We start from the raw sequence: 26,681 nt of genomic DNA, 5'->3' as shown, positions 1-26,681 counted from the left end.
CAAAGGGCGCGCCGGACGGCGGTGCGACACGCGCCGCCCTTATTATTTAGGCCGCCTCTCCCTCGCGTGGGGCGGACCCTTTTCGAAAGATCTTTAGGAACACGCCATGGCGAAGCCCGCAACCGTCAAGATCAAGCTCGTCTCGACCGCCGACACGGGCTTCTATTACGTGACGAAGAAGAATCCGCGCAACCACACCGAAAAGTTCGTCTTCAAGAAGTACGATCCGGTGGCGCGCAAGCACGTCGAATTCAAGGAAGCCAAGATCAAGTGATCTGGCCGGGCCGTGCGGTCCGGAAGCTGAACGGCGGGAACGCCTTTAGTTCAGTGACAGTTCAATGCTCCGACTGTAATTCAGGAGCATGAGCACCTTGTCTATCTTCAAAAATCGTCCCGTCGCCTCCGCACTGGCGCTTGCGCTATCCGTGGGTGTTCCCGCATCCTTTTATGCCGCTCCGACCCCCGTCGAAGCGGCGGCCGGCGATCTCGACCGTGCGGTCGCTGCATTGCGCGGCATTTCCACCATGAAGGCGGACTTCGTCCAGACCGACCGCAACGGCCAGGCCGTTTCGGGCGTGATGACGCTGAAGCGCCCCGGCAAGATCCGTTTCGAATATGAAAAGGGCGTGCCGCTCCTCGTCGTCTCGAACGGCAAGTCGATGTACATGATCGACTACGAGGTGAACCAGGTCCAGCGCTGGCCGATCAGCAATTCGCCGCTGGGCGCACTGCTCGACCCGAGCCGCGACGTGAAGAAATACGGCAAGCTGGTTCCGACCAGCCATAGCGACGTCGTCAGCATCGAAGTGCGCGATCCGGGCCGCCCCGAATTCGGCGCGATCACGCTGATCTTCGCGCGCGACGGATCGGCCCCGGGCGGTTTGCGCCTCACGCACTGGGTGGCGCTCGATTCGCAGAATCACCGCACCACGGTTCGCCTCAACAACAACCGCTACGGCGTGTCGGTTGCGGACAGCGCATTTACCTTCAAGGACCCGCGTCGTTCGTCCCGTCGCCCGTAAATAACACTTCGGCGACAACCCGTTCCATTGTTGCGATTCGCCGAGTCGGAATGTTCATTGAGCAGCAATCCCGGCAGGCCTAGAACTGGAGTTATCGAAGCGGTGGCGGCAATTTCCCCCCTGTTGATTGCCCGCCCTTAAAAACCGCTCGGTATCCAAGCGTGACGAACGCTCACAAGGAACCCTCGAGCCAATGCCCCCGGCTCGAGGGTTTTTTTGCTGTCTGGTGTTCCGAACCCGCGTCCGCGGGTTCGTCCTCGCCAGACGTGCAGCAAGCTGCACCCGCTGCGGGCGGCCATCCGGCCTTTGACTGCCGTGACCAGGCGTCGACAATCCCAACTCAAACCTAGACCCCTGCGCCGCGTCCCCCTATCTCCGCGCCATGGTTTCTGTAGCTACCTGGAACATCAATTCCGTTCGCCTCCGCATGCCCATCGTCGAGCGCTTCCTGAAGGATGCCGCGCCCGACGTTCTCTGCCTGCAGGAAATCAAGTGCCAGGAGCACCAGTTCCCCTACGAGGCGTTCAGGGCGCTGGGCTACGATCATATCGCCGTGCACGGCCAGAAGGGCTATCACGGCGTGGCCACGGTTAGCCGGGTGCCGATCCGCGAATTTTCGCGTCACGACTGGCAGGACAATGGCGAGGCGCGCCACGTCGGCGTCGAACTGCCCGAGCACGACGGCATGATCGTTGAGAACGTCTATGTGCCTGCCGGGGGTGACGAGCCGAACCGCGAGATAAACGCTAAGTTCGGCCAGAAGCTCGATTTCCTCGAGCGGATGACCCGCTGGGCCGATGCGGTGGACCGCCCGACGTTGATCGTGGGCGATTTCAACATCGCGCCGCTGGAAAGCGACGTGTGGAACCACAAGCAGTTGCTCAAGGTCGTCAGCCACACGCCGATCGAGGTCGAAAGCCTCCAGCGGTTCATGGATGCCCACGGCTGGTCCGACATCGGGCGCGAGCATATCAAGGCGCCCGAACGCTATTACAGCTGGTGGAGCTACCGCGCGAAGGACTGGAAGGCGAACGACCGGGGCCGCCGGCTCGATCACATGTGGGCCAGCCCCGAACTCGCCCGGCAGGCGACCGGGCATTCGGTCCACGAATATGCGCGCGACTGGGAAAAGCCGTCCGACCACGTACCGCTGGTGACGGAGTTCAGCATCTGATGTCTCCGTCGCCTTCTCGCCGGGCGGCGCTGGCGGTGGATGCCTTGCGCCACGGCTGGCCGCTGGCGATCGAAGGTGCACCGTTGCTGCAACCGGTCGAGACGGCTTTCTCGGAAATATCAGGGGAGGCGATGCTGATTTCCGCCACCCGCGCGGTCACGCTCAAGCTGGCCAACCAGCGCGAAGCCGCGGTGCCGCGCACGCCTGTCCTGCTTCGCGGCGCGGAAAGCTTCGACCTGTCCGCTGCGCTGGCGGTCGCCGATCCGGCGCTCGATTTGCAAAGCCCGCTCAAGGGTCCCTTCAAGGCCCTGCCGCTGGCGTGGGAGGAACAGGCCCGGGCCGCGCTCGAACTGGCGCGGATTGCGGGCATCCTTCCCGCCTTCCTCGTCGATCCGGCGGGAGCGACAGAGCCGGCGTCGCTGGAGGTCGGCGATCTGGCCGCTTTCGCCGATCCCGCCCGGCTCCATATCGCCTCGCGCGCACGCCTCCCCGTCGCCGCGGCGGAGGACGCGCATATCGTGGCCTTCCGCAGCCCGGACGATACGCGCGAACATGTCGCGCTGATCATCGGCGAACAGCGCGTGGACCGGCCGCCACTCGTCCGCCTGCATTCCGAATGCCTCACCGGCGATATCCTCGGCAGTCTCAAGTGCGATTGCGGCCCGCAGCTCGATGCCGCCCTGCACGCCATGGCGCAGGAAGCGGACAGGGGCGGCTGGGGCGTGCTGCTCTACATGCGGCAGGAAGGGCGCGGGATCGGGCTCGTCAACAAGCTGCGGGCTTACCGTTTGCAGGATCAGGGGTTCGACACGGTCGATGCCAACACGCGGCTGGGCCTGCCCGACGAAGCGCGGGATTTCCCCACGGCGGCGCGGATGCTCGGCCTGCTCGGCGTGAAGGACATCCGCCTGATGACGAACAATCCCGCGAAGGTCGCAGCGCTGGAGGCCGAAGGGGTGGAGGTGTCCGAGCGCGTGGCGCATTCGCTGCCCGACAATCCCCACAACGCCCGCTACCTCGCCACCAAGCGCGATCGGGCGGGCCACCTGCTGCCGTGAGCGCGCTGACCATCCGGCCCGAGACGCGGGCCGACTGCGCGCAGATCAGCGTAGTCACGGAGGCCGCCTTTGCGGACGTCGACCATAGCGACGGCAGCGAGGTGAAAATCATCGAACGCCTGCGCGCCGATGGCGACCTTGCCCTTTCGCTGGTCGCCGAGGACGGAGAGCGCATCGTCGGTCATGTGGCGCTTTCGCCGGTCCGCATATCGGACGGCAGCCAAGGCTGGTTCGGGCTGGGGCCGATCAGCGTCTTGCCTGCGTGCCAGCGCGGAGGTGTGGGACAGCGCCTGATGCAGCGCGCGATTGCCGATGTGCGCGAGACGGGCGCGCGCGGGATCGTCCTGCTGGGCGATCCGGCCTATTATGCGCGCTTCGGCTTCCGGCACGATCCGCGGCTGGTCTATCCCGGCCCGCCGCCCGAATATTTTCAGCGGCTGGTGCTCGAAGGCGAACCTCCCGCTGGCACGGTGACCTACGCTCCGGCGTTCGGCTGAAGCCGCCTGCCGATCGCCTGTCCCATACGGACGGCGTCACCGGCCTTGAGCCCCGCGTCCCATTCCACCCTGCCCGGTTCGAACAGCAGCACCACGGTCGAGCCGAGGATGAAGCGGCCCATTTCGTCACCCGCGCCGAACGCATGGGCGCCGGGTTCGAAACTTTCGCGGACCAGCCGCGGATGGTGGGTCTCGACGAGTCCGCTCCACACCGTCTCTATGCCCGCCACGATCATGGCGCCGACCATCACGCTGGCGAACACGCCGTCCGGGCCGGTGAAGAGGCAGGCGAGCCGTTCGTTGCGCGCGAAGAGGCCGTCGACATTCTCTGCCGTCACCTGGTTCACCGAAAAGAGATCGCCGGGCACATAGGCAGTCGATGCGAGCGAACCTGCGGCAGGCATGTGGACGCGGTGGTAATCGCGCGGCGAGAGATAGATGGTGGCGAAGCTGCCGCCTTCGAAACGCTCTGCCGCTCCGGCATCGCCGCCGAGGAGCTGGGTGGCGGTGAAATGCCGCCCCTTGGCCTGGAAGATCCGGTCTTCGTCGATGCGCCCGATCTGGCTGACCGCGCCATCGGCGGGGCTGAGGATGTGGGTCCGGCTGTCGGCAAGCGGACGCGCGCCGGGCTTGAGTTCGCGGGTGAAGAAATCGTTGAAACTCTTGAAGTCCTCCACCCGGCGGGCGGCCTCCCCCATGTCGACATCATAGGCGTCGATGAACCGGCGGATCAGGAGGTTCTTGAGCCAGACGGATTCGCTGGAGGCGATCTTGCCGGCACCGCGCGAGACGAGATGGTGCGGAAGCGCGTGCTGCAGCCAGATGAAGGGGGATGTCATGGATTGGAGCCTTAGCGGGGCCGCGGCTCAGCGCAACTGGCTGTCCTTGCTGCCGCGCCGATTGATGCCGGTTTGCCGCGAGGAGGCATCGCGGCCCGACTGGCATGCGACGCAGGTACGCACGCCGGGCAGTGCGAGCCGCCGCTTCTCGGGGATTTCCTCGCCGCATTCGTCGCAATATTTCGCGCTTTCGCCCTTGGGCATACGCGCGCGGGCGGCGCTCACCGCGTCGCTCACCGTATCGTCGATCTGGTCCTGAACTGCGCCGTCACGCGCCCATCCGCCTGCCATTGCAAACTCCTTCGCCCGGATAACGGACAGGAGCCTGCTGTCGTTCCGTCAGAAGAGCAGGGCGGCGAGGGGGATGAAGCCGATCGAAGCGGCGGCGACCGCGAGGACGATCCACACGGGGAATCGCTGGAGGTTCGAGGCAGTCGGCTTGGCCATTGTGCCCTGATGGCCGCAAAAGGTTAAGATCCGCAGAATTCGCATGCTGGCGAAACGGTGCTAACCGACATGATGAGCGTTGCCGTAACCACGCTCAGCCCTCGGCGGGAGGACGCCCCCTGCGCGGCGGCGGGGACGGTTTCACCTCGGCGCCGCGCGCCTTCAACGCCTCGCGCAGCAGCATTTCGATCTGCGCATTGGCGCTGCGCAGTTCGTCTGCCGCCAGGCGTTCGACCGCGGCGTGAACCGCCGGGTCGAGACGCAGGGCAAAGGCTTTCTTGTTGGACATGGACCCGGGTTCTTGACCGTCAGTAGATCGAACCGGCGTTGACCACCGGATGCACGTCTCTTTCGCCGCACAGGACGACCATCAGGTTGGAAACCATCGCGGCGCGGCGTTCGTCGTCCATCTCCACGATGCCGTCCTGGCTCAGCTTGGTCAGCGCGTCCTCGACCATGCCGACCGCGCCGAGCACGATCTTGGCGCGCGCGGCGATGATCGCGTCGGCCTGCTGGCGCTTGAGCATGGCGCTGGCGATTTCGCTGGCATAGGCGAGGTGGGTGAGGCCCGCCTCGTCGACCACGATGCCCGCGACCTTGAGCCGGTCGTTGAGTTCCTCGAGCAACTCGCGGTTGACCACGTCGCCGCCGCTGCGCAGCGTGACTTCCTCGCCTTCGAAATCGTCATAGGGATGGCGCGAACCGACCGTGCGCAGACCCGCCTCGATCTGGATGTTCACGAAGGCCTTGTAATCGTCGACATCGAAGCTCGCTTGCGCGGTATCGGCCACGCGCCATACCACGTTGCAGGCGATCTCGATCGGGTTGCCGCGCAGATCGTTGATCTTCACGCGTTCTGAATGGATGTTGTGTGCGCGGGCGGAAATCTTGTTCCGGCCCATCCACGGCCACACCCAGCGCAGCCCCTCTGTCCGTTCGCTGCCGCGATATTCGCCGAACAGCGTGATGACGACGGCCTGGTTCGGCTGGATCATGAAAAAGCCCGCGGCGAGGATCAGCACGCCCATCAGCGAGGCGATCAACGCGCCGACGAAGGTGAGCTTGGCTGCTTTCGCGGCGCCGCTTTCGGGCGCGAGCGCGGGCAAGATGAATGCCAGCGCCGCGACCACCACCACGAGGATGATCAGCATTACATAGCCGTTGTAACTGGAAGCCGCGCGTTCGCGGCTGGTGTTCATCCCCTTGAGTTCTACCGTCATGACGAATCGTTCCTCCGATATAATTATGATATCATATTTATATCGTCAGGCGTGCAGGTCAAGCAGAAGCGGTCAGTGGCGGGAGATTTCCTGGAGGAAGCGCGCCCCATAGGCTTCGAGCTTCTTGCCGCCCACGCCGGTGATGCGGCCCATTTGTGCCATGGTCGAGGGCCGGCTGGCCGCCATCTCGCGCAGGGTCGAATCGTGGAAGATGACGTAGGGCGGGACCTGCGCTTCGGCGGCGAGTTCGCGGCGCAGTTCGCGCAGCGCGTCGAACAGCGGATCGCCCACTGGATTGGCCTCACCGCTCCCGCCTCCCCGGCTGCGGCGCTGGCGTTTCGGCGGGACGACGATCTCGACCTCGCGCGCGCCTGTCAGGATTTCCCGCGCGCTGCCGCCCAGCGCCAGTCCGCCGTGCTCGGTGGGGACGAGATCGCCGCGAGCCTGCAAGGCGCGCCCGAGCGGCTGGAGCAACAGCGCATCCTCCCCCTCGACGATACCGAAGACGCTGAGACGGTCATGCCCGCGCTGGCGGATGCGCTCGTCGTTCGCGCCGGTGAGCACCTTCTGGATATGGCCCAAGCCGAAGCTCTGTCCGGTGCGGTAGACGGCGGACAGCAGCTTGCGCGCCAGTTCGGTCACCTGCGTGACTGCGGGCCGGTCGAGGCAATTGTCGCAATTGCCGCAGCTCTCGGGCGGGCTTTCGCCGAAATGGCGCAGCAGGACCGCGCGCCTGCACCCCGCCGTCTCGACCAGCCCCGCCAGCGCATCGAGGCGGGCGCGCTCGGCATTGCGGCGATCCTCGTCGACTTCGGCGAGACGCGCGCGGGCCGTGGCGAAATCGCCCGCGCCCCAGAACATGGCCGCAGCCGCCGGGTCCCCGTCACGCCCCGCGCGGCCGGTTTCCTGGTAATAGGCCTCCACCGACTTGGGCACGCCGACATGGGCGACGAAGCGGACATCGGGCTTGTCGATCCCCATGCCGAAGGCGACCGTGGCGGCGATCACCATGTCTTCGGATGCGACGAAGGCGGCCTGGTTGGCGGCCCGCGTCTCTGCCGGAAGCCCGGCGTGATAGGGCAGCACCTTGCGGCCCGTGGCGGCGGCGAGCTTTTCGGCAAGCTCCTCCACCTTGCGGCGGGTCTGGGCATAGACGATGCCGGGACCGGGGCGTTCGGCCATGAGGGCGGCGATCTGGCGGACCGGGTTGTCCCGCGGGCGGATGGCGTAGCGAATGTTCGGCCGGTCGAAGCCCGCCAGCACCAGCCCCTCTTCCGGAATGCCAAGCTGCGCCATCACGTCGACGCGCGTCTGCCCGTCCGCGGTGGCCGTCAGCGCGAGCCTCGCCACATCGGGGAAGGCGTCCATCAGCGGGCGCAGCATCCGGTAATCGGGACGGAAATCGTGCCCCCATTCGGAAACGCAATGCGCCTCGTCGATGGCGAAGAGCGCCAGCTTGGAAGAGGAGAGGAAATCGCGGAATGCCGGCTGGCTGGCGCGTTCGGGCGCGATGTAAAGCAGATCCAGTTCGCCCGCACGGAAGGCGTCCTGCGTTTCGCGCCAGTCGGCGTCGGCGCTGGTCAGCGTGGCAGCGCGGATGCCGTTGGCCCGTGCGCTGCGCAACTGGTCGTGCATCAGCGCGATGAGCGGGCTGATCACCACGCAGGTCCCCTCCAGCATAACTGCGGGAAGCTGGTAGGTCAGCGACTTTCCGGCACCCGTCGGCATGACCGCCAGGCTCGACTTGCCCGCCAGCGTGCGCTCGACCACTTCCGCCTGCCGCCCGCGAAAATCGTCGAACCCGAAGGTGGCGCGCAAGGTCTCGCGCGCGTTCGGCATGTCGAGGGTGGGGCTGGAGGCCATGCACCCCTGTCGCCGCCCGCGCCGCCCTGCGCAACCGGCGAAGGCGTTTTTTCCCTTGGCCTCTTGGCGCAGGAGCGATTAACCACGAAGTGAACCCATTCAAAGGAGAATGCCATGAAGTTCCGTATTGCTGCCATCGCCACCGCCTCGCTTGCGCTCGCCGCCTGCGGCAGTGCCGACGATGCTTCGACCGAAGCCGAAGCCGATACCGTCGAAATCGCCGCCGACGAGGCGATGGAACCGGTAACCGACGAACCGGTCGCCGATCCCAACGCCAATGTCGTGGCCGACGATGCGCAGGCCGAGGCTGCAGCCGAAGTCGAAGCCGCTTCGGTCGAAACCGCAGGCGACAATGCTGCCGCGACGGCCGAAGCCGCGATGGACGCGATGGCTGAAGAATCGGCCGAATAAGTTTCCGCGCCTGAAGGGCGGGCCGGCCATGCGCCGTGCCCGCCCCTTTTCCGTAGCGGCTTTGTTTGCCGCGCTCCGGGGAGATAGCATCGCCGCCATGACCCGAATCGCCCTTCCGCTCGCAGCGAGTGTTTTTGCCCTCGCCGGATGCAATTCCTCGACTGAGGGCGCTGACCCCGGCCCCGTGACGCAGGAAGAGGCGGAAGCGCTCGAAGACGCTGCCTCGATGCTGGAGGAACAGCGGATGCCCGAGGAAACGCCTGACCCCGAAGCAACGCCATCGACTGGAGAGAGCGAATGAGCACGGCCGCCGCCAATCCCGGAATGGATCAGGATACGTTCGACCAGTTCCTCGAACAGCTCGAACGCTATGTCCGCGAACGGCTGCTTCCGGCGGAAAAGGACGTCATCGAGCAGGACAAGGTCCCCGACGACATCTTGGCCGAGATGAAGGACATGGGACTGTTCGGCCTCACCGTTCCCGAAGATTATGGCGGCGCGGGGCTCAACATCACCCAATACGCCAAGGTCGTGCAGACCATGGCCTATGCCGCGCCTGCCTTCCGTTCGATCTTTTCGATCAATGTCGGCATGTTCAATTCGGCGATCAAAAACGGCGGGACCGAAGCGCAGAAAGCCGAATGGTGGCCGCGCATCGCGGGCGGAGAGATCGCCTGTTTCGGCCTGACCGAACCCGGCAGCGGATCTGACAGTGCAGCCATGCAGACGATGGCTCGGCCTGATCCGGACGGGAACGGCTGGATCCTCAACGGCACCAAACGCTACATCACCAATGCGCCGCACGCCGATGTCGCGCTGATCATGGCGCGTACCGAGAAGGACGCGCTACCGAAAAACGCGCATGTTTCCGCCTTCCTCGTTCCGATGGATACCCCCGGCGTTTCGACCGGAAGCCCGGACAAGAAAATGGGTCAGTCGGGCAGCCATATCTCCGATGTCATGCTCGACGACGTGCATGTGCCGGGCGATGCATTGCTCGGCGGCGAGACGGGTCAGGGCTTCCGCTTTGCGATGATGAGCCTCGACAATGGCCGCATCTCGGTTGGCGCGGCGAGCGCGGGCTATGCGCGCCGCGCGCTCGATTCCGCGGTGAAATACGCCAACGAGCGGCAGGCTTTCGGCGAACCCATCGCCAATTTCCAGCTGATCCAGCAGATGCTCGCCGAGAGCTGGACCGAGATCTATGCCGCCGAAGCCATGATGGCCGACGTTACCGCGCGGGTCGATCGCGGCGAGGACACGGTCAAGCACGCGGCGGCGTTCAAGGTCTTCGCCTCCGAAATGTGCGGCCGCGTGGTGGACCGCGTGGTGCAGATTTATGGCGGGGCGGGCTATCTCGCGGAATACGACGCCGAACGCTTCTTCCGCGATGCGCGGATCTACCGCATTTACGAAGGCACCACGCAGATCCTGCAACTGCAGATCGCCAAGCGGATGCTGCGCGAATATGCGGCGGGTCTGTAGCGGGTGTATAACCTCCTGGACGATCTCTCGATCATAGAGGCGTCGAGCTTCGTCGCCTCGCCCACTGCAGGGCTCTATTGCGCGCAGATGGGCGCGGAGGTGATCCGCGTCGATCACAAGGAAGGCGGGCTCGATTACGATCGCTACATGCTGACCGAAGAGGGGCGCTCGCTGAGTTGGGAGAACCTCAACCGGGCGAAGAAATCGGTCGCTCTCGACCTGCGTAGCGCAGAGGGGCGCGAACTGCTGGTCGAACTGTCGGCAAAAACCGGCAACCTCATCACCAACCTACCCGAAAAGAGCTTCCTTTCGCACGATGCGGTTGCGGCTGACCGGCCCGATCTCGTCAGCGTGCGCATCATGGGCTGGCATGACGGACGGCAGGCGATGGATTTCACCGTCAACGCCGCCAGCGGCTATCCGCTGATGTGCGGCCCGGAAGACTGGGACTTGGAGACCGCGCCGCCGGTCAACCAGGTGCTGCCCGCCTGGGATTTCATCACCGGCGCATATTGCGCCTTTGCGCTGGTTTCGGCGATCCGCCACCGCGATCGTACCGGCGAGGGCAGCGAACTGCGCGTGCCGCTGGGCGATGTGGCGATCGGCACGGTCGCCAATAGCGGCGCGATGGCCGAAATGCTCTATCGCGGCGGCGACCGCGAACGGCTGGGCAATGCGATCTGGGGTGCGTTCGGGCGCGACTTTCGCACGCGTGACGGCACGCGCTTCATGGTCGCTGCGCTGACCGCCAAGCAGTGGGCAGGGCTGGTGAAAGCCTTCGATGTGGCGGAGGGAATTGCCGCTCTGGAAGAACGGGAGGGCGTACGTTTCGCCGATGGCGACCGGCCCCGTTTCGAGCATCGCCGCGCGCTGTTCGACCTGTTCAAGTCGCGCGCCGGTGCGATGGACTGGAGCGACCTCGAACGCCGGATGGGGGCGGAAGGCTGCACCTTCGAGCGGTACCGCACCATGCACGAAGCCGCGAACGACCCCGTTCTCGTTGGCGAAAACCCGCTTTTCACCCGCTCATCGGGCAACCCCTCGGGACTCGAATATCCCGCTACGCGCAGCTTCGCCAACATTCCCGGCCGCGAGGCAGGTGCGCCTGCCCCCGCGCCCTATCTCGGCCAGCATACCGAGGAAGTGCTCGCGACAAGGCTCGGCCTTTCCTCGGGCGCAATAGGCCAGCTGGTCGACCGCGATATCGCCCGCCTTTCCGATGCTTGAATTTAGGGATTAAACCCATGCCCGAACTCCGCCGTGTCGCCATCTGCAAGCCGCTCCGTACCCCGGTGGGCAAGTTTCTCGGCAGCCTCGCCCCGCTCGAGGCGGGTGCTTTGGGGGCGGTTATCATCAAGGCGCTGGTCGAACGCACCGGCATCGATCCTCTGCGCGTCGATGATGTGGTGTTCAGCCAGGGCTATGGCAGCGGCGAGGCACCCGCTATCGGGCGGTGGAGCTGGCTGGCGGCAGGCTATCCCATCGAAGTGCCCGGTTTCCAGCTCGACCGGCGCTGCGGCTCGGGCCTTCAGGCGGTAGCGACCGCGGCGATGATGGTCCAGACTGGCGCTGCCGATTGCGTGCTGGCGGGCGGGGTGGAGAGCATGTCCAATGTGGAACACTACACCACCCGGGCGCGCCACGGTTCGCGGATGGGCGACATGGCCTTGTGGGACCGCCTGACGCGGGGACGGCTGATGAGCCAGCCGATCGAGCGTTTCGGCGTCATCACCGGCATGATCGAAACCGCCGAGAATCTCGCCAAGGATTACGGCATCAGCCGCGAGGCCTCGGATGAATTTGCGGTCCGCAGCCACCAGAATGCCGCCCGCGCGTGGGACGCCGACCGGTTCGACGAACAGCTCGTGCCGGTCGAAATCCCCTCGCGCAGGGGCGATCCCACCATTTTCGCCAAGGATGAAGGCTTCCGCGAGGATGCGAGCATGGAGACGCTTTCCGCGCTCCGCCCCATCGACGGCAAGCGTGACCCGCAAGCCGTCGTCACGGCAGGCAATGCCAGCCAGCAGAACGATGCCGCGGCCGCCTGCCTCGTCGTGGCTGAAGACAAGGTGGAGGAACTCGGCCTCGAACCGATCCTGTGGTTCCATTCGTGGAGCGCGGCGGGCTGCGATCCCAGCCGTATGGGCATCGGCCCGGTCCCGGCGGTCGAGCGGCTGTTCGCGAAGAACGGTCTTGGCTGGGACGACATCGACCTGATCGAACTGAACGAGGCCTTCGCCCCGCAGGCGCTTGCCGTGCTCAAGGGCTGGGGTTTTGCCGATGACGACAGCCGCCGCGACATCGTCAACGTCAACGGATCGGGCATCTCGCTCGGCCACCCCATCGGCGCGACGGGTATCCGCATCCTCGCCGACATGGCGCATGAAATGCAGCGGCGCGAGGTGCGCTACGGCCTCGAGACAATGTGCATCGGCGGCGGACAAGGCATGGCCGCGGTGTTCGAGCGCGCGGCCTAAGCGATCGGATAGTTTTCGATGGGCTTGAGCACGCCGTAGCTCTCCGCCTCTGGTTCGCGCCCCAACGCGGGAAAGTCGATTTCCGCAGGATCGCATCTGGTGTCGGGCAAGCGGTCGAGCAGGTCGCGTACCAGCGTCAGTCTGCCCTGCTTCTGGTCGTTGAAATCGACGAGCGTCCACGGTGCCCAGTCGGTATGTGTACGCCGCAGCATTTCCTCGCGCGCCTCGGTATAGGCATCGTATTTACCGCGCGCGGCGAGATCGATGGGAGAGAGCTTCCAGCGCTTGAGCGGGTCATCCAGCCGTTCGCGCAGTCGTTCCTCCTGTCTTTCCTGGTCCGCTCCAAGCCAGTATTTGAACAGAAGTATTCCGTCCTCGACGAGCATCTTCTCGAAAACCGGCACCTGATCGAGGAACTGGTTCACCTGGGCATCGGTCGCGAAGCCCATGACCTTTTCGACGCCCGCGCGATTGTACCAGCTGCGGTCGAACAGCACAATCTCGCCCGCTGTCGGCAGGTGTCCGGCGTAGCGCTGGAAATACCATTGGCCCTGCTCGGCTTCGGTCGGCGTGCCCAGTGCCACGGTATGGCACTGGCGCGGATTGAGCTTTTCCGACACCGCGCGGATGGCGCCGCCCTTGCCTGCCGTATCGCGTCCTTCGAACAATACGACGATACGCTGGCCGGTTACCCGCACCCAGCGCGCCATCGCCACCAGTTCTTCGCGCATCGGTTCGAGCGCGGTTTCGTATTCTTTCCGTTTCATCCTGCGCGCATCTCCCGATTTGAATGGTGGCGGCAAAGCTACTATCTAGTGGAGCAATATGGCTACACTTGCAGAAACAGAACAAGATTTTACCCGCCTGCCGGAAATGCCGGCGGATGTATTCACCGCGCCCTTGAAGCGGCCCGAGCATGTGGGCGAAGACTGGCTCGAGCCCAAGCAGACCGCATATGACAGCGAAGACGACGCGATCTGGAACGACCTGTTCAAGCGGCAGATGGAAATGCTGCCCGGCCGCGCGGCGACCGCTTTCATGGAAGGGACGGAGAAGCTCGACCTTGGGCGCGGGGGCGTGCCCGAATTCGGCAAGCTTTCCGAAGAGCTCGACAGGCTGACCGGCTGGAGCGTGGTCCCCGTGCCCATGCTGATCCCCGATCACGTGTTCTTCTGGCACCTCGCCAACCGGCGCTTCCCCGCAGGCAATTTCATCCGCACGCGCGAGACCTTCGACTACATCCAGGAACCCGATGTGTTCCACGATGTCTTCGGCCACGTCCCGATGCTGACCGATCCGGTCTATGCCGATTACATGCAGGAATACGGCAAGGCCGGCTGGAAGGCGATGCGTTACAACCGGCTGAAGGCGCTGGGCGCGCTTTACTGGTACACGGTGGAGTTCGGCCTGCTCGAAGAAAAGCCTGGCGATATCCGCGCCTACGGGGCAGGCATCCTGTCTGGACCGACCGAGGTGGTCTATTCGGTCGAGGCGGAAAGCCCCAACCGGATCATGCTCAATGTCGACCGGGTTATGCGCACCGATTACGTGATCAGCGACCTGCAGCCGACCTATTTCGTCATCTCGAGCTTCGAGGATCTCTACCGCCAGACGGTAGAACGCGATTTCGACAAGCTCTACAGGAATCTGGGGCCGGGGTTCACCTATGCCAATACGGCGGTGATCGACGTCGACTATGTGGTCAATCGCGGGACGCTCGAATACACGCTGCGCGGCGGCAGGGGATCGGGCGCCAAGCCGGTCTAGGCAGACCGATCAGGACCGAATTCAGAGCCAAACCGAAAACGGCTCCGGATTGCTCCGGAGCCGTTTGTCGTTCTGCAAAGCAGAAGTGACTTACATGGGTTCGGCAGCGTCTTCCGCGCCTTCGTCCATCATTTCGCCCTGCTCTTCCATGGCGTCGGCCGTGTCTTCGGCGTCATCGACCATAGCGTCTTCCTGATCGCTGGTGATCGCGCCTTCGGCTTCCATCTGGTCGGCCATGTCGTTCACTTCTTCAGCCTGCTGTTCGCCGGCATCTTCCATGGCGTTTTCGTTTGCGCCGTCGCATGCGGCAAGGCCGAGGCTCATGGCAGCGGTCGAAGCAACGAGAGTAGCTTTGGTGAATTTCATCGAATTTCCCCTTCAATTGGTGCGATTGCGACGCCTGTCGCAAAAGCACGACAAATCGCTAATCATGGCAAAAATGTGTTAGAGCGGGATTGGTTCCGGAGATCGAAAAAAAGACGGCCCGGGATTTCTCCCGAGCCGCCTTCGAATTCCGATTGGAAAGCGTCTTAGTTGACGGCTTCTTCCATGCCTTCGGTGTACTCGTCGGTGTCGCCTTCGGCGGCGTCTTCGACGTTGTCAGCTTCGGCTTCCATGGCGTCAGCCTGCTCGTCGGTGATCGTGCCGGCGTCTTCCATGGCGTCAGCTTCGGCTTCCATGCCTTCTGCCTGCTCTTCAGCGGCTTCTTCCGTCGGGCTGTCGCAAGCTGCGAGGCCGAGGCTGAGTGCGGCTGCCGATGCAACGAGCGTGGCTTTGGTGAATTTCATTATATCTTCCCCTTGGTTCAAGGATTCATGCCGCAGGGCATGTCCTGGCTGCTTTTGATAAACGGTGGCGAAATTAAGACAAGGCCTTCTGGCGTATGACGTTGTAAAGGCCGACGAAGACGAGCGCGCCCAGTATCGCATAGAGGAGCGTAGTCGCGCCGATTGCGCCCAGGAAAACACCGCCCGAAGTGGCTACGCCGACGATCAGCGATCCTGCCATGCCTGCCAGGACGTTGCGCAAGATGCTGCTCCCGTCCTCGATCTTCAGGGCGATTGTCGCCAACCAGCCCAGAAGAGCACCAGTAATAATCAGGATAATCAGACCCATCGGGGGTTCCCTGCAGTTCGTATCAATCCAGACAAGCCATGGTTTGGCAATCGGTTCCTAAAATGAGACGAAACGGTGACAGTAATGCGGCCCATCAGCTGCCCCAGAGCCAGAAGACAGCGATCGAACCCAGCAGGATTCGGTACCATGCGAAGGGCGAAAAGCCGTGCTTGCTGACATAAGCGACGAAGAGGCGGATCACCAATAATGCGGTGAGGAAGGCCGCGAGGAAGCCGAGGCCGATTTCGGTCCAGCTGATCAGCGCCTCTCCGCGGAGCAGCGCCGGTTCGTCGAGTATCTTGACCGTGGCCGCGCCGAGCATGGTGGGCACCGCGAGAAAGAACGAAAACTCCGCTGCGGTCTTGCGTCCGACGCCCATGGCGAGCGCACCGAGGATGCTGGAGGCAGAGCGGCTCGTACCGGGGATCATCGCCAGACACTGGGCGAGACCGATCGCCATGGAGACTTTCCACGAAAGCGCCGCCACCCCGGTGTCTTCCCGCGCGGGTATCGTCTTTTCCAGAACCAGTATGGCGATCCCGCCTAGCACCAGCGCGACGGCAACCACCATCGGGCTGCCGAGCATGACGTCGATGGCATCCTTGGCGAGCAGTCCGATGATCGCGGCCGGCACGAAACCCAGGAAGATGTTGCGCACGAAGCGCAGGGCTTCCGGCTGGCCGGTCAGGAATCCCGTGCCCATGCGCCAGAATAGCGACCAGTAAGACACGACGACTGCCAGGATGGCACCCAGCTGGATGACGATATTGAACTGGCGCCACTGTTCCGGATCGTAACCGAAAAACGACTGGGCCAGGATCAGGTGGCCCGTTGAGGAGACCGGCAGAAACTCGGTCAGGCCTTCGAGTATGCCCAGCAGGATGGCGGTGATCGTATTGTCCATAGGGGCGCTCTCATGAAGAAAGGGCGGAGCAAGTCAACCGACCTGCTCCGCCCTCGCTGTTTTCTGCGCCGACTGGCGTACTTACCAGATCGTGATCCGCTCTTCCGGAGGAAGGTAGAGCTCGTCTTCCGGGGTTACGCCGAAGGCCTCGTACCAGGCATCCATGTTGCGCACGATGCCGTTGACGCGGAACTCTTCGGGGCTGTGCGGATCGGTGGTCAGCCGCTGGCGGGCCGATTCCTCGCGCTGCTGCGAACGCCATACCTGCGCCCAGGCGAGGAAGAACCGCTGGTCGCCGGTCAGCCCGTCGATCACTTCGTCTTCCTTGCCGTTCAGCGACAGCTTGTAGGCGCGGTAGGCGAGGCTGAGACCGCCGAGATCGCCGATGTTCTCGCCAAGGGTGAGCCGGCCGTTGACGCAGGTTTCCCCGTCGTCGAGCGGGCAGTAGGCATTGTACTGTTCGACCAGCGCATTGCCCATCTGGTCGAACGCTTCGCGGTCGGCGTCGGTCCACCAGTTACGCAGCATGCCGGTACCATCCGATTTGGAACCCTGGTCGTCGAAACCGTGGCCCATTTCGTGCCCGATTACCCCGCCGATGCCGCCATAGTTGACCGCCGGATCGGCACTGATGCCGAAGAACGGCTGCTGCAGGATGGCAGCCGGGAAGACGATCTCGTTCTTGGTCGGGTTGTAATAGGCGTTGACCGTCTGCGGCAGCATGTACCATTCGGTCCGGTCGATCGGGCCGCCCAGCTTGCTCATCATGTCTTCCCAGCCCCATTCGGCCGCCGCCATGCGGTTGGCGATAGGTGCGCCGGGAACGATGCCGAGACCTTCATAGGTCTCGAGGTTGTCGCGGTAACCGATCTTGGGATCGAACGCGTCGAGCTTGGCCACCGCCTGTTTCTTGGTCGCTTCGCCCATCCAGTCGTTCTGCTCGATGGAAAGCGCCATGGCCTTGCGCAGGTTGGCCACCAGATCGTCCATCGCCGCCTTGTTTTCGGGCGGGAAGTAATCGGCGACATAGGATTTGCCGAGCAATTCGCCCAGCAGGCCCTCGGTCTCGCCGATCGCGCGCTTCCAGCGGGGGCGCTGTTCGGGGGTGCCGTTCAGCGTGGTGCCGTAAAAAGCGAACTGTGCATCGTCGAAGCGCTTGGGCAGGACAGCGGCGTTGGACGAAAGGAAGCCCTTGGCGGTCCAGGCCTGCAGCACCTCCATCGGGGTTTCGAGGATCAATTCCATTGCTGCGGGCATGCCGCCGCCAATCTTGGCGAGCGTTTCGGCATCGAGTCCAAGTTCCTCTGCACGTTCCTTGCTCGGCGAAAGGTCGGTGACGATGAAGCGGTCGACATCCTCGAAGCCGCTCGCCGCCAGCATCGCAGCGAGGGGGAAGCCGCCGGCCTTTTCGTTCAGCTCTGCCGGGGTCAGTGCATTATAGGTCAGGTCGTCGTTACGGCGCGTAGCGCGATCCCAGGCGACCTTGCGGGCAAGCGAATCCTCGAAGTCATAGACCTTCTGCGCCATGCCCGCAGCGTCGGCATAACCCGCCTCGCCGAGCAGGAAAGCGAGGTAGTCGCGGTACTTAGCCTGGATGTCCTTACCCTTCTCGCTTTCGTCGAGGTAATAGTCCCGGTCGGGCAGGCCGAGACCGCCCGAACCGGCGTGGACGGAATAGCGGGTGGGTTCCTTCGCATCGACTTCGACATAGGCGAAGAGGGGCGAGGAATAGCCGGGCGTGCCCCAGACCTCGGCCAGCGAAGCCAGCGTTTCGGCGCCCTTGATCGCTTCGAGATAGGGCTGCGCAGGCGCAAGGCCGGCAGCTTCGATGGCGGCGGTGTCGAGATAGGCCTCATAGGCATCGACGATGCGCTTTTCGTCGGAGGTAAGTGCGGCCGGGTCCTTGGCGGTCAGCCGGTCGACGAGCGTCTTCACATCCGCCGTCGATTTCTCGCGCAGCAGATTGAACGCGCCGAAGCGGCTGAATTCCGCCGGCAGCGGATTGGCGTCGAGCCACTTCTGGTTGGCATAGGCGAAAAAGTCGTCGCCCGGATCGATATCCTGCGACAGCGAAGCCGGGTCGAAGCCCCATTCGCCGAATTCCATCGTGGGCAGCGGAGTCTCTTCGGCGGCCGGTGCTGCGGCAGTGTCCTGCGCCACGGCGGGCATGGACAGCGACAGCACGAGCGCGGAAACACCCGCAGCGAAAAACGTCTTGGTCATGAAATATCTCTCCGGTTGCAGTCCGGTCGTGCCCTCATTCCCCCAGGACATGCGACCTCGTGCAGTCTGGTTAGCAGATCGAAGGCGAGGGAGTCGCCGTTCGTCGGATACCGCGAGGGTTTGGTCGAAGGTTCAGGCGGCTTCGTTGCCGAACTGGAGCCTCGCGAGCCTTGCGTAGAGCCCGCCATTGGCCGCCAGCTGATCGTGCGTGCCCTGTTCGACGAGGCGCCCTTCCTCCATCACCACGATCCGGTCCGCCGCACGCACGGTGGCAAGGCGGTGGGCGATAACCAGCGTAGTGCGATCCTGCATCAGGTGTTCGAGCGCGTCCTGCACCAGCCGTTCGCTTTCGGCATCGAGCGCACTGGTCGCTTCGTCGAGCAGCAGGATCGGCGCATTGCGCAGCAGCGCGCGGGCAATGGCAACGCGCTGGCGCTGGCCCCCCGAAAGCTGCGTTCCGTTTTCGCCGAGATAGGTGTCGAGACCCTTCGGCAGATATTCCAGAAAATCGGTCGCATTCGCGGCCCGTGCGGCGGCCCAGATTTCCTCTTCGCTCGCGTCCCAATTGCCGTAACGCAGATTGTCGCGCGCGCTGGCGGAGAACAGCACACCCTCTTGCGGGACGAAGGCGATACGCTTGCGGATCTCGGCTGGATCGGCCTTCGTCAGCGGTATGCCGTCGAGGCGGATCGTGCCGCTCTGCGGGTCGTAGAAGCGTTCGGCCAGCTGGAAAATGGTCGATTTTCCCGCGCCGGAGGGGCCGACGATGGCGACGGTCTCTCCCGGCTCGACCTCGAGGCTGAAATCGATCAGCGCAGGCGTCTCGAGCCGTGTCGGATAGCGGAAGGTGACATTGCGAAACGACAGGCTGCCGCGGGGCGGGGTGGGCAATTCCTGCGGTTTCTCGGGAGCCCTGATTGCGGGCTTTTCAGCCAGCAGTTCCGTCAATCGGCTCGCAGCCCCCGAAGCGCGTAGCAGATCGCCATAGACTTCGGTCAGGGCGCCGAAAGCCCCTGCCACCAATCCTGCCGTGAGCACGAAGGCCGCAATCGTGCCGCCGGAAATCGTGCCCTCGTTCACGGCTTCCGCACCGCGCCAGATTAGCATGGTGATGCCGCCGAAGATAAGCAGGATCACACTTGCGGTGAGCGCGGCCCGGATGAGGATCCGGCGCTTGGCCACGGCAAAGGTGCGCTCCACCGCGTCCGAGAAGCGCGTATGTTCGCGCTTTTCCTGATTGAAGCCCTGGACGATCTTCATCGCCGACAGCACTTCGGTCACCATCGCCCCGATGTCCGCCACGCGGTCCTGGCTCGTGCGGCTGACCTTGCGCAGCCTGCGCCCGAACAGGGTTATCGGCAGGATGATTGCGGGGATGATCAGCAGCATGCCCGCCGTCAGGCTCGGCACGAGGTAGAAGAGGTAGATCGTCCCCCCGATCGCCACCAACGTGTTGCGCAGGGCAACCGACACGGTCGTGCCCACGGTCGTTTCGATCAGCGCCGTATCGCTGGTCATCCGGCTCGAGATTTCCTTGGGGCTGTTCTCTTCGTAAAATCCCGGCGCAAGCCGCAGCAGGTTGTCCTGAACCCGCATCCGGACATCGGCGATGACCCGTTCGCCAAGCCAGCTCACGAAATAGAAGCGCAGCGCCGTTCCCAGCGCCAGGACGCAGACGATCACCAGCAGGTAGCGGAACCACTGCCCCATCTGGTCGGGATCGCCGCTGGCGCCGAAGCCGCTGTCGATGACCATCTTGAAGCCGGCGGGAATCGCCAGTGTGGCCGCTGCCGTTATCACCAGCGCTGCCAGCGCCATGGCCACGTGGCCGGGATATTGCAGCATGGCCGCAAAGACCATCCGCAGGGGCTTCAGGGAGCGGTTCTCGACCTTCCGCCGGCGGAAGAGCCTGCGCTTCGGTTTGGTTTCAGTGCCCGTCTCGTCCATCGACGCTCACCTAGTGCGCGCGGGGTGCAAAATCCACACCGGAGGCGCCTTACCGGCACTTTTACCCCTTTTGTGCATTGCACAATCACAAGCGAAGCGGCACACTCCACCTCTTTTGGACGATCCCGCACGCGACAACACAACAGGCGGGCCGCAGGGGAATACGATGCTTTATCACGCCTATGAATTGCAACGCAGCTGGCTGTCGAGCGCCAGCACCTGGGCCTCGATCGGGTCCGAGATGCTCTCCAATCCGGCGCTGCCCTTCGGCTATATGGGCATGGGGCCAATGGCGGCGAGCGCGCTCGAGGTTTTCGCCCACGCCACCGCCACATATGGCAAGCCTGCCTGGTGCATCGAAAGCGTCACCGTCGGGAATGACGAATATCCGGTGGTCGAAGCCACGGTACTCAACAAGCCCTTCGGCGACCTGAAGCGTTTCCACCGCGAAGGCCTGCCGAAAGACGCGCCGAGCCTCCTGATTGTCGCGCCGATGAGCGGACACTACGCCACCCTGCTGCGGGGCACGGTCGAGCGGATGCTGGATAATTACATCGTTTACGTCACCGACTGGTCCGATGCCCGCAACGTGCCGCTGCACGAAGGGGAGTTCGATCTCGACGACTACATGGATTACGTGATCGAGTTCCTCGAACACATCGGTCCCGGATCGCATGCGATGGCGGTTTGCCAGCCTTCGGTTCCGGTTTTCGCCGCGACCGCGATCATGAACCGCGACAGGCACCCTTGCGCGCCCAAGACGCTCACCATGATGGGCGGACCGATCGACACCCGCTGTTCGCCCACCAGCGTCAATGACATGGCGATGGACCGTCCGATCGAGTGGTTCCAGCACAACGTGATTGCCACGGTGCCGATGCAATACCGCGGGCATGGGCGGCGGGTCTATCCCGGCTTCATGCAGCTGGCCGGTTTCATGAGCATGAATCTCGGCAATCACATGCAAAGCCATTACGAGATGTACAAGCACCTCACCGAAGGCGACGAGGCGAGCGCGCAGGCGACCAAGGATTTCTACGACGAATATCGCAGCGTGTGCGACATGACGGCGGAATTCTACCTGCAGACGGTGCAGGAAGTGTTCCAGAACCATTCGATCCCCAACGGCACCTTCATGCACCGCGGCAAGCGCGTCGATCTGGGCGACATCACCGAGACCGCCCTGCTCGCCATCGAAGGCGAGCGCGACGATATCTCGGGTCTAGGCCAGACCCGCGCCGCGCTTGAACTGACGCCCAATCTCGAGACCGGAAAGAAGCGCTATTACATGGCGGAGGGCGCCGGACATTACGGCATCTTCAACGGCAGCAAATGGCGCGGCAAGATCGCGCCGGTGGTGGAGGAATTCATCGCCGCGCACGGGTGAGGCGATGGACCTTAACTTCCCGAATGGGCTGAGGGGTGGAACTTCTGCCCCTCCCCCGGAACAGCGATTGATGATCAGCCTCGATCGGCCGAAAAATAGGGCGCGCTCCAAGGATCTTCCGCCAAGTTCTCGCAGCGAGACTGCCAGAGGCGATTGTTGCGAGCCACGTGCTTGGGAGAATGCTGCATGATCTTTGCGCGCGCATGGCGATCAAGAACACTTTTCCATTCAGTCCGAACGACTTTCTGCAACTTATTTCGAGCTTCGTCTTCGCTAGCACCAGCGGCAACGGCGTTCTGTTTGGCGGCCCGAGTCCAACTGGCGATACCTTGACGATCGACCGAGTAGCCCAACTGTTCACAAGTCTGAAAAGAGGACGCGGCAACTGCGATTTTCTCGAATTGCTCCGAATAGCCAGTAGGGGGTGCGGCAATACCTACCGAAAGAAGCGGCAAAACGGATGCTAGTAAGTGCATTGCAGGTCCCCTCGATAAGGCCAAAGGTTGCTCGTCCGAATATGAAGCCAAGATGAATAGTGTTAGTCTGCTACCCAGCTGGACCTTTGATTAAACGACATAATCGGACGCATGTTTGCGTCGGCATTGTATCAAAAATATCCGTTAACAGCAAAGAATTCCACAAAGCAATCGGTCCACTTTTGGCGTGATCCTAAACAGAGGCGGATGACCGTTTGGGGTGCAAGGTGGTCAATCGGCAGGGCGATTGTCAGAACGTTTGCTGTTCTTGTATCCGAAAACACCTATTAGGATGACAGCGACGGCGACGAGGGAATTTATCACGACAGCTCCTTATTTCACGACAGCTCCTTATTTAAAGAGGAACTGTTTTTAGCATTTTCAGCTTTTTGATGCAAAAAGGGGAACGTCGATGGATGTCAACAATGGGGCGTCAGCCGCCTTTTCGCCTTCTACTTACCCAACCGCTCCGCATGCCACGCCAAATGCTCGCCCAAGAAGGTCGAGATGAAGTAATAGGAGTGGTCGTACCCTTCCCACATGCGGATGTCGGCGGGAATGCCTGCCTTGGCGCAAGCCATCGATAGCAGGCCGGTCTTGAGCTGCTCTTCGAGAAAATTGTCTGCCGTGCCCTGGTCGACCAGCAGATTGTCCAGCCGCGCGCCATCTTCGATCAGTGCGACGGCATCATATGCGCGCCACGCATCGCGGTCGTCCCCGAGATAGCGTGACAAGGCCTTTTCGCCCCATGGGACTTTCGCGGGGGCGACGATCGGCGCGAAGGCGCTGACCGAGCGGAAGCGGTCCGGGTTGCGCAGGGCGGTGATCAGCGCGCCGTGACCGCCCATCGAATGGCCGGTGATGCCCTGTCGGGTCATGTCGGCGGGGAAGTTGGCGGCTACCAGCGCGGGGAGTTCTTCCTCGATGTAGCTGCGCATCCGGTAGTGCTTCGACCACGGCTGCTGTGTGGCATCGACATAGAAGCCCGCGCCCTTGCCGAAATCATATTCGTCCTTGGCATCGGGCACGTCGTCACCGCGCGGGCTAGTGTCGGGCGCGACGAAGATCACGCCGTGTTCGGCGCAGGCGGCGCGGTATTCGCCCTTTTCGGTGACATTGGCATGGGTGCAGGTGAGGCCCGAAAGGTACCAGAGCACCGGCAGTTTCGCTCCCTGGGCATGGGGCGGAACATAGACGGAGAAGGTCATTTCCGTCCCCGTCGTTTCCGACTGGTGCGACAGCACGAACTGGTCGCCGCCAAAGGCCTTGTTCTGGGAGAGGTATTCGAGAGTCATCCGGTTTCCTGTGCGGGTATGTCTGCAATGCGCGGCGCATGCCCCCAATGTTCGAGCAATCGCAAGGTGTCCGCGCCGGACAGGCCGATGGTCGCGGTATTGCGAAGCGGGTGGACGTTGATACGGGCCGCCTCGGCCAGTGTTCGGTCGAGAACCACGGCGATGCTGCCCGGTTCGGCGTTGATCGCGCCCAGCGGAGTGACCGATCCGGGTGTAAGGCCCAGCAGTCGCTCCATGTCGTCAGGCTTGCCGAAGCTCACCCGCTTGCAGCCGATGGCGGCAGGCAGCGCCTTGAGATCGACCCGCATTTCCGCCGGAACGGTGACCAGCCAGAAGGCGCCGCCCGCATCCTTCAGGAACAGGTTCTTCGTATGCTCGCCCGGGATGGCTTCCTTCACCCCGCGGCTTTCCTCGACCGTGAAGACGGCCTCGTGTTCGTGATGCTCGAAGGGGATCGCGAGCGCCCGGAGGTCCTCCCGCAATCCCGCTTCGCCGCGATGGCCCAAGCTATCAGCCCGGACGGTGCATCGCGCAGACCTTGTTGCCTGCAGGATCGCGCAGATAGGCGAGGTAGAGCTTCATGCCTGCACCTTCGCGCATGCCCGGCGGATCCTCGATCTCGGTGCCGCCATTCTCGCTGCCAGCCTTATGCCAGGCATCGGCCATTTCGGGGCTGTCGGCGGCAAAACCGATGGTCGATCCGTTGCCGCAGCTCGCCGGCTGTCCGTCGATCGGCTTGGTCAGCAGGAAGATCCCGCCATTGTGAATATAGATCACGCGGCCCTTGGGATCGATCTGGCCTTCGCGGCCGCCCAGCGCCTTGAAGCAGGCATCGTAGAACTTCTTCGAGGCGTCGATATCGTCGGCCCCCAGCATGACATGGCTGAACATTGCTTCTCTCCTTGGTGAAATTCAGTCGTAAACCACCACGCTGCGGATGCTTTCGCCCGCATGCATGAGGTCGAAACCCTTGTTGATTTCCTCGAGCTTGAGGACGTGGGTGATCATCGGGTCGATCTGGATCTTGCCGTCCATGTACCAGTCGACGATCTTGGCCACGTCGGTGCGGCCCTTGGCCCCGCCGAATGCCGTCCCGCGCCAGTTGCGGCCCGTCACCAGCTGGAAGGGGCGCGTCTCGATGGTCTTGCCCGCTTCCGCCACGCCGATGATGATGCTGGTGCCCCAGCCCTTGTGGCAGCATTCGAGCGCCTGACGCATCACGTCGGTATTGCCGGTGCAGTCGAAGCTGTAATCCGCCCCGCCATCGAGCATCTCTACGATGGTGGCGACCACGTCCTTCACTTCCTTGGGATTGATGAAGTCGGTCATGCCGAAATGTTCGGCATAGCTCTTCTTGTCCGGATTGATGTCGACACCGACGATACGGTCGGCGCCCGACATCTTCGCGCCCTGGATGACGTTGAGGCCGATCCCGCCCAGCCCGAACACCACCACATTGTCGCCCGGCTTCACCTGCGCCGTGTTCACGACAGCGCCCACCCCCGTGGTCACACCGCAACCGATGTAGCAACTGGTGTGGAAGGGCGCGTCCTCGCGGATCTTCGCCACGGCGATTTCGGGCAGGACGGTGAAGTTCGAGAAGGTCGAACAGCCCATATAATGGTAGATCGGCTTGCCGTTGTAGCTGAACCGCGTCGTCCCGTCGGGCATCAGGCCCTTGCCCTGCGTTTCGCGGATCGCGCTGCACAGATTGGTCTTGCCCGAGAGGCACATTTTGCACTGGCGGCATTCCGGCGTGTAGAGCGGGATCACATGGTCGCCGGGCTTCACCGAAGTGACGCCCTTGCCGACCTCGCGCACAATTCCTGCGCCTTCATGGCCCAGCACACTCGGGAACAGCCCCTCGCTGTCCAACCCGTCGAGCGTATAGGCATCGGTGTGGCAGATGCCCGTCGCCTTGATTTCGACCAGCACTTCGCCGTCTTTCGGGCCTTCGAGATCGAGTTCGACGATCTCCAGCGGTTGCTTGGCTTCGAAGGCGACGGCGGCTCTGGTTTTCATATGAAACGAATCTCCTTTTCGGCTGGCGTAGTGAAGCTCCTGCGGCCCCGCAAGTTGCTTGCGGTTCATCGGCACCGGTTTAGGCTGGGTGCCATGATAAAGTCCTTGATCACACTCGCCGCCCTTTCTGCCGCGGTTCCGCTTTCTGCGCAGGGCGTGGAACCCGCACCTGCGCTTCCCGCTCTCACGATGGAGCAGGAAACCACGCTGCGCTGCGGTGTTGCCTTCGCGCTGGTCCAGCAGTCACGTGAGGCCGGCGATGCGGGCTTTCAGGACTATCCGGAACTCGGCCAGCGCGGCCAGGAATTCTTCGTGCGCACCATGGCGCAATTGATGGAGCAGACCGGGGCAAACCGCGATGCGATTGCGCAGCTCGTGATGCGGGAGGCGGAAGCGCTGAAAGGTGATCCGCAAGCCATCGAGCAGGTAATGCCAGCTTGCCTGCTGATGCTTGAGGCGTCCGGTCTCTGAAGTCCGTTCAGCCACCTTTCAGCGGGCTGGGAGTAGCACCTTCCCGCCGCGAAATTCGGGGAATGACCATGCGTAAACTTGTTCTGACAACTCTTGCTTCGACCGCCCTCTTGGCGTCTGCCCCCGCATTTGCGCAGGATGCGGACACGCAAGAGCCGCTTGCGCTGGAAGAGCGGGAAAGCCCGTTTTCCGACATGGCCGAACGCATGCGGGACCCCGAAAACCAGCGCCAGATGGCGCTTATGCTGCGGACGATGAGCGAGGTGCTGCTCGACATGCCGCTTGCCCCCCTGATGAACTCGCTCGGGGAAATCGCGGGCGAGGATGCGCCCAAGGTCGATCCCGACGCAACCTTGCGTTCGGTGGCTCCCCAAGCGGACCGCGTGCCTGAAGCAATCGAGAAGAACCTGCCGCGCGCGCTCGATACGATGGGCTCGATGGCCGACGCTTTCGAACAGATGATGCCCGCGCTCGAGCAGATGGCGGAACGGTTAAAGGACGCTGCGCCGCAAGCCGACTGACTTCACGCCGAAATTTTGGCGGACAGCTGCGCGGCGATGTGGATTTTGGCGCCCGGGTG

The 26,681-nt window shown here is 63.3% G+C and carries 31 protein-coding genes; 14 read left to right on the top strand and 17 right to left on the bottom strand.

Annotation, left to right across the window (positions count from 1 at the left end):
• The first annotated feature begins 106 nt into the window (after positions 1-106).
• From rpmG to GRI69_RS15780, 5 genes are all read left to right on the top strand, one after another.
• Entirely contained in the window at positions 107-274 is a 168-nt protein-coding gene (rpmG, locus tag GRI69_RS11255) for a 50S ribosomal protein L33 (RefSeq protein WP_006832561.1), read from the top strand.
• Positions 275-362: 88 nt separating this feature from the next.
• Positions 363-1,022, top strand: coding sequence for a LolA family protein (locus GRI69_RS11250; RefSeq protein WP_160728372.1), 660 nt, complete (start codon positions 363-365; stop codon positions 1,020-1,022).
• Positions 1,023-1,404: 382 nt separating this feature from the next.
• Positions 1,405-2,196, top strand: coding sequence for an exodeoxyribonuclease III (gene xth, locus GRI69_RS11245; RefSeq protein ID WP_160728371.1), 792 nt, complete (start codon positions 1,405-1,407; stop codon positions 2,194-2,196).
• Complete coding sequence (gene ribA / locus GRI69_RS15785; protein ID WP_202391981.1) at positions 2,196-3,254, top strand: GTP cyclohydrolase II; 1,059 nt, start codon at positions 2,196-2,198, stop codon at positions 3,252-3,254. Before xth ends, ribA begins: the two co-directional genes overlap by 1 nt.
• On the top strand, positions 3,251-3,751 hold the full coding sequence (locus GRI69_RS15780) for a GNAT family N-acetyltransferase (protein WP_337191068.1): 501 nt from the start codon (positions 3,251-3,253) through the stop codon (positions 3,749-3,751). The genes ribA and GRI69_RS15780 overlap by 4 nt, the downstream gene beginning before the upstream one ends.
• Here the strand turns inward: GRI69_RS15780 and asd are convergent.
• The 5 genes from asd to recQ all read right to left on the bottom strand — a co-directional run bounded on the left by asd (position 3,730) and on the right by recQ (position 8,120).
• Positions 3,730-4,590 carry an archaetidylserine decarboxylase gene (gene asd / locus GRI69_RS11235; RefSeq protein ID WP_160728370.1) on the bottom strand — a complete coding sequence of 287 codons (861 nt, stop codon included), beginning with the start codon at positions 4,588-4,590 and terminating at the stop codon, positions 3,730-3,732. The two genes, GRI69_RS15780 and asd, sit on opposite strands and share 22 nt — an antisense overlap.
• Before the next feature lie 27 nt (positions 4,591-4,617).
• The gene (locus GRI69_RS11230) at positions 4,618-4,881 is read right to left on the bottom strand and encodes a DksA/TraR family C4-type zinc finger protein (protein WP_160728369.1); all 264 of its coding nucleotides are present in this window, start codon (positions 4,879-4,881) and stop codon (positions 4,618-4,620) included.
• A 250-nt stretch (positions 4,882-5,131) separates the two neighbouring features.
• A complete protein-coding gene (locus GRI69_RS11225) occupies positions 5,132-5,326 on the bottom strand; it encodes a type II toxin-antitoxin system antitoxin (protein ID WP_160728368.1) in 195 nt (64 codons plus the stop codon).
• Between the two features lie 19 nt (positions 5,327-5,345).
• A complete protein-coding gene (locus GRI69_RS11220; RefSeq protein ID WP_237453065.1) occupies positions 5,346-6,257 on the bottom strand; it encodes an SPFH domain-containing protein in 912 nt (303 codons plus the stop codon).
• Between the two features lie 72 nt (positions 6,258-6,329).
• On the bottom strand, positions 6,330-8,120 hold the full coding sequence (gene recQ / locus GRI69_RS11215; RefSeq protein ID WP_160728367.1) for a DNA helicase RecQ: 1,791 nt from the start codon (positions 8,118-8,120) through the stop codon (positions 6,330-6,332).
• A gap of 114 nt (positions 8,121-8,234) precedes the next feature.
• On the opposite strand from recQ, the gene GRI69_RS11210 reads away from it, so the two are divergent.
• The 5 genes from GRI69_RS11210 to GRI69_RS11190 all read left to right on the top strand — a co-directional run bounded on the left by GRI69_RS11210 (position 8,235) and on the right by GRI69_RS11190 (position 12,493).
• Positions 8,235-8,531 (top strand): hypothetical protein, encoded by a 297-nt coding sequence (locus GRI69_RS11210; RefSeq protein WP_160728366.1) that lies wholly within the window; start codon positions 8,235-8,237, stop codon positions 8,529-8,531.
• Between the two features lie 97 nt (positions 8,532-8,628).
• Positions 8,629-8,832, top strand: coding sequence for a hypothetical protein (locus tag GRI69_RS11205; RefSeq protein ID WP_160728365.1), 204 nt, complete (start codon positions 8,629-8,631; stop codon positions 8,830-8,832).
• Positions 8,829-10,016: an acyl-CoA dehydrogenase family protein gene (locus tag GRI69_RS11200; RefSeq protein WP_237453064.1), complete on the top strand. Its 1,188-nt coding sequence runs from the start codon at positions 8,829-8,831 to the stop codon at positions 10,014-10,016. The genes GRI69_RS11205 and GRI69_RS11200 overlap by 4 nt, the downstream gene beginning before the upstream one ends.
• Before the next feature lie 3 nt (positions 10,017-10,019).
• Entirely contained in the window at positions 10,020-11,243 is a 1,224-nt protein-coding gene (locus GRI69_RS11195) for a CoA transferase (RefSeq protein ID WP_160728364.1), read from the top strand.
• A gap of 17 nt (positions 11,244-11,260) precedes the next feature.
• Entirely contained in the window at positions 11,261-12,493 is a 1,233-nt protein-coding gene (locus tag GRI69_RS11190) for an acetyl-CoA C-acetyltransferase (RefSeq protein ID WP_160728363.1), read from the top strand.
• On the opposite strand, the gene ppk2 is transcribed toward GRI69_RS11190, so the two are convergent.
• Positions 12,490-13,260 carry a polyphosphate kinase 2 gene (gene ppk2 / locus GRI69_RS11185; RefSeq protein WP_160728362.1) on the bottom strand — a complete coding sequence of 257 codons (771 nt, stop codon included), beginning with the start codon at positions 13,258-13,260 and terminating at the stop codon, positions 12,490-12,492. The two genes, GRI69_RS11190 and ppk2, sit on opposite strands and share 4 nt — an antisense overlap.
• A gap of 58 nt (positions 13,261-13,318) precedes the next feature.
• Here ppk2 and phhA point away from each other — a divergent pair, with 58 nt between their 5' ends.
• Entirely contained in the window at positions 13,319-14,260 is a 942-nt protein-coding gene (gene phhA, locus GRI69_RS11180) for a phenylalanine 4-monooxygenase (RefSeq protein WP_237453063.1), read from the top strand.
• 90 nt (positions 14,261-14,350) lie between these two features.
• Here the strand turns inward: phhA and GRI69_RS11175 are convergent, their stop codons facing one another.
• The 6 genes from GRI69_RS11175 to GRI69_RS11150 form a co-directional block, all read right to left on the bottom strand.
• Positions 14,351-14,626 carry a hypothetical protein gene (locus GRI69_RS11175; protein ID WP_160728361.1) on the bottom strand — a complete coding sequence of 92 codons (276 nt, stop codon included), beginning with the start codon at positions 14,624-14,626 and terminating at the stop codon, positions 14,351-14,353.
• A 164-nt stretch (positions 14,627-14,790) separates the two neighbouring features.
• Positions 14,791-15,048, bottom strand: coding sequence for a hypothetical protein (locus GRI69_RS11170; protein WP_160728360.1), 258 nt, complete (start codon positions 15,046-15,048; stop codon positions 14,791-14,793).
• A 73-nt stretch (positions 15,049-15,121) separates the two neighbouring features.
• Entirely contained in the window at positions 15,122-15,376 is a 255-nt protein-coding gene (locus GRI69_RS11165; protein ID WP_160728359.1) for a GlsB/YeaQ/YmgE family stress response membrane protein, read from the bottom strand.
• A 94-nt stretch (positions 15,377-15,470) separates the two neighbouring features.
• Positions 15,471-16,280: an undecaprenyl-diphosphate phosphatase gene (locus GRI69_RS11160; protein WP_160728358.1), complete on the bottom strand. Its 810-nt coding sequence runs from the start codon at positions 16,278-16,280 to the stop codon at positions 15,471-15,473.
• An 81-nt stretch (positions 16,281-16,361) separates the two neighbouring features.
• Entirely contained in the window at positions 16,362-18,503 is a 2,142-nt protein-coding gene (locus tag GRI69_RS11155; RefSeq protein WP_160728357.1) for a M13 family metallopeptidase, read from the bottom strand.
• A 132-nt stretch (positions 18,504-18,635) separates the two neighbouring features.
• Complete coding sequence (locus GRI69_RS11150; protein ID WP_160728356.1) at positions 18,636-20,450, bottom strand: ABC transporter transmembrane domain-containing protein; 1,815 nt, start codon at positions 20,448-20,450, stop codon at positions 18,636-18,638.
• A gap of 166 nt (positions 20,451-20,616) precedes the next feature.
• Here GRI69_RS11150 and GRI69_RS11145 point away from each other — a divergent pair, with 166 nt between their 5' ends.
• Complete coding sequence (locus tag GRI69_RS11145; RefSeq protein ID WP_160728355.1) at positions 20,617-21,837, top strand: polyhydroxyalkanoate depolymerase; 1,221 nt, start codon at positions 20,617-20,619, stop codon at positions 21,835-21,837.
• Positions 21,838-21,911: 74 nt separating this feature from the next.
• On the opposite strand, the gene GRI69_RS11140 is transcribed toward GRI69_RS11145, so the two are convergent.
• The 5 genes from GRI69_RS11140 to GRI69_RS11120 all read right to left on the bottom strand — a co-directional run bounded on the left by GRI69_RS11140 (position 21,912) and on the right by GRI69_RS11120 (position 25,630).
• Positions 21,912-22,313 carry a hypothetical protein gene (locus tag GRI69_RS11140; protein ID WP_160728354.1) on the bottom strand — a complete coding sequence of 134 codons (402 nt, stop codon included), beginning with the start codon at positions 22,311-22,313 and terminating at the stop codon, positions 21,912-21,914.
• 452 nt (positions 22,314-22,765) lie between these two features.
• Positions 22,766-23,608 (bottom strand): S-formylglutathione hydrolase, encoded by an 843-nt coding sequence (gene fghA, locus GRI69_RS11135; RefSeq protein WP_160728353.1) that lies wholly within the window; start codon positions 23,606-23,608, stop codon positions 22,766-22,768.
• Entirely contained in the window at positions 23,605-24,114 is a 510-nt protein-coding gene (locus GRI69_RS11130) for a prolyl-tRNA synthetase associated domain-containing protein (RefSeq protein WP_160728352.1), read from the bottom strand. The genes fghA and GRI69_RS11130 overlap by 4 nt, the downstream gene beginning before the upstream one ends.
• Positions 24,115-24,118: 4 nt before the next feature.
• Positions 24,119-24,499, bottom strand: coding sequence for a VOC family protein (locus GRI69_RS11125; RefSeq protein WP_160728351.1), 381 nt, complete (start codon positions 24,497-24,499; stop codon positions 24,119-24,121).
• Between the two features lie 21 nt (positions 24,500-24,520).
• Positions 24,521-25,630, bottom strand: coding sequence for an S-(hydroxymethyl)glutathione dehydrogenase/class III alcohol dehydrogenase (locus tag GRI69_RS11120; RefSeq protein WP_160728350.1), 1,110 nt, complete (start codon positions 25,628-25,630; stop codon positions 24,521-24,523).
• A gap of 93 nt (positions 25,631-25,723) precedes the next feature.
• Here GRI69_RS11120 and GRI69_RS11115 point away from each other — a divergent pair, with 93 nt between their 5' ends.
• Together GRI69_RS11115 and GRI69_RS11110 are read left to right on the top strand one after the other, a co-directional pair.
• Positions 25,724-26,101, top strand: a complete 378-nt coding sequence (locus tag GRI69_RS11115; RefSeq protein WP_160728349.1) for a hypothetical protein — start codon at positions 25,724-25,726, stop codon at positions 26,099-26,101.
• 68 nt (positions 26,102-26,169) lie between these two features.
• Positions 26,170-26,622, top strand: a complete 453-nt coding sequence (locus GRI69_RS11110) for a glycoside hydrolase family 3 protein (protein ID WP_160728348.1) — start codon at positions 26,170-26,172, stop codon at positions 26,620-26,622.
• The last annotated feature ends 59 nt before the right edge of the window (positions 26,623-26,681 follow it).

The organism is Qipengyuania vulgaris (assembly GCF_009827325.1).
Taxonomy (GTDB): Bacteria; Pseudomonadota; Alphaproteobacteria; order Sphingomonadales; family Sphingomonadaceae; genus Qipengyuania; species Qipengyuania vulgaris.
The sequence above is the reverse complement of the archived record's forward strand: the minus strand, read 5'-3'. Positions and strand labels throughout refer to the sequence as shown.

What these genes read in the sequence shown, in the direction of transcription:
- GRI69_RS11220 (WP_237453065.1), bottom strand. Translation starts at nt 6,257, where the DNA reads ATGACGGTAGAACTCAAGGGGATGAACACCAGCCGCGAACGCGCGGCT.
- GRI69_RS11225 (WP_160728368.1), bottom strand. Translation starts at nt 5,326, where the DNA reads ATGTCCAACAAGAAAGCCTTTGCCCTGCGTCTCGACCCGGCGGTTCAC.
- GRI69_RS11125 (WP_160728351.1), bottom strand. Translation starts at nt 24,499, where the DNA reads ATGTTCAGCCATGTCATGCTGGGGGCCGACGATATCGACGCCTCGAAG.
- asd (WP_160728370.1), bottom strand. Translation starts at nt 4,590, where the DNA reads ATGACATCCCCCTTCATCTGGCTGCAGCACGCGCTTCCGCACCATCTC.
- fghA (WP_160728353.1), bottom strand. Translation starts at nt 23,608, where the DNA reads ATGACTCTCGAATACCTCTCCCAGAACAAGGCCTTTGGCGGCGACCAG.
- GRI69_RS11160 (WP_160728358.1), bottom strand. Translation starts at nt 16,280, where the DNA reads ATGGACAATACGATCACCGCCATCCTGCTGGGCATACTCGAAGGCCTG.
- GRI69_RS11120 (WP_160728350.1), bottom strand. Translation starts at nt 25,630, where the DNA reads ATGAAAACCAGAGCCGCCGTCGCCTTCGAAGCCAAGCAACCGCTGGAG.
- recQ (WP_160728367.1), bottom strand. Translation starts at nt 8,120, where the DNA reads ATGGCCTCCAGCCCCACCCTCGACATGCCGAACGCGCGCGAGACCTTG.
- GRI69_RS11170 (WP_160728360.1), bottom strand. Translation starts at nt 15,048, where the DNA reads ATGAAATTCACCAAAGCCACGCTCGTTGCATCGGCAGCCGCACTCAGC.
- GRI69_RS11190 (WP_160728363.1), top strand. Translation starts at nt 11,261, where the DNA reads ATGCCCGAACTCCGCCGTGTCGCCATCTGCAAGCCGCTCCGTACCCCG.
- GRI69_RS11175 (WP_160728361.1), bottom strand. Translation starts at nt 14,626, where the DNA reads ATGAAATTCACCAAAGCTACTCTCGTTGCTTCGACCGCTGCCATGAGC.
- GRI69_RS11145 (WP_160728355.1), top strand. Translation starts at nt 20,617, where the DNA reads ATGCTTTATCACGCCTATGAATTGCAACGCAGCTGGCTGTCGAGCGCC.
- GRI69_RS11110 (WP_160728348.1), top strand. Translation starts at nt 26,170, where the DNA reads ATGCGTAAACTTGTTCTGACAACTCTTGCTTCGACCGCCCTCTTGGCG.
- xth (WP_160728371.1), top strand. Translation starts at nt 1,405, where the DNA reads ATGGTTTCTGTAGCTACCTGGAACATCAATTCCGTTCGCCTCCGCATG.
- GRI69_RS11210 (WP_160728366.1), top strand. Translation starts at nt 8,235, where the DNA reads ATGAAGTTCCGTATTGCTGCCATCGCCACCGCCTCGCTTGCGCTCGCC.
- GRI69_RS11200 (WP_237453064.1), top strand. Translation starts at nt 8,829, where the DNA reads ATGAGCACGGCCGCCGCCAATCCCGGAATGGATCAGGATACGTTCGAC.
- GRI69_RS11140 (WP_160728354.1), bottom strand. Translation starts at nt 22,313, where the DNA reads ATGCACTTACTAGCATCCGTTTTGCCGCTTCTTTCGGTAGGTATTGCC.
- ribA (WP_202391981.1), top strand. Translation starts at nt 2,196, where the DNA reads ATGTCTCCGTCGCCTTCTCGCCGGGCGGCGCTGGCGGTGGATGCCTTG.
- rpmG (WP_006832561.1), top strand. Translation starts at nt 107, where the DNA reads ATGGCGAAGCCCGCAACCGTCAAGATCAAGCTCGTCTCGACCGCCGAC.
- GRI69_RS11205 (WP_160728365.1), top strand. Translation starts at nt 8,629, where the DNA reads ATGACCCGAATCGCCCTTCCGCTCGCAGCGAGTGTTTTTGCCCTCGCC.
- GRI69_RS11250 (WP_160728372.1), top strand. Translation starts at nt 363, where the DNA reads ATGAGCACCTTGTCTATCTTCAAAAATCGTCCCGTCGCCTCCGCACTG.
- GRI69_RS11165 (WP_160728359.1), bottom strand. Translation starts at nt 15,376, where the DNA reads ATGGGTCTGATTATCCTGATTATTACTGGTGCTCTTCTGGGCTGGTTG.
- GRI69_RS11115 (WP_160728349.1), top strand. Translation starts at nt 25,724, where the DNA reads ATGATAAAGTCCTTGATCACACTCGCCGCCCTTTCTGCCGCGGTTCCG.
- ppk2 (WP_160728362.1), bottom strand. Translation starts at nt 13,260, where the DNA reads ATGAAACGGAAAGAATACGAAACCGCGCTCGAACCGATGCGCGAAGAA.
- GRI69_RS11230 (WP_160728369.1), bottom strand. Translation starts at nt 4,881, where the DNA reads ATGGCAGGCGGATGGGCGCGTGACGGCGCAGTTCAGGACCAGATCGAC.
- GRI69_RS11155 (WP_160728357.1), bottom strand. Translation starts at nt 18,503, where the DNA reads ATGACCAAGACGTTTTTCGCTGCGGGTGTTTCCGCGCTCGTGCTGTCG.
- GRI69_RS11150 (WP_160728356.1), bottom strand. Translation starts at nt 20,450, where the DNA reads ATGGACGAGACGGGCACTGAAACCAAACCGAAGCGCAGGCTCTTCCGC.
- phhA (WP_237453063.1), top strand. Translation starts at nt 13,319, where the DNA reads ATGGCTACACTTGCAGAAACAGAACAAGATTTTACCCGCCTGCCGGAA.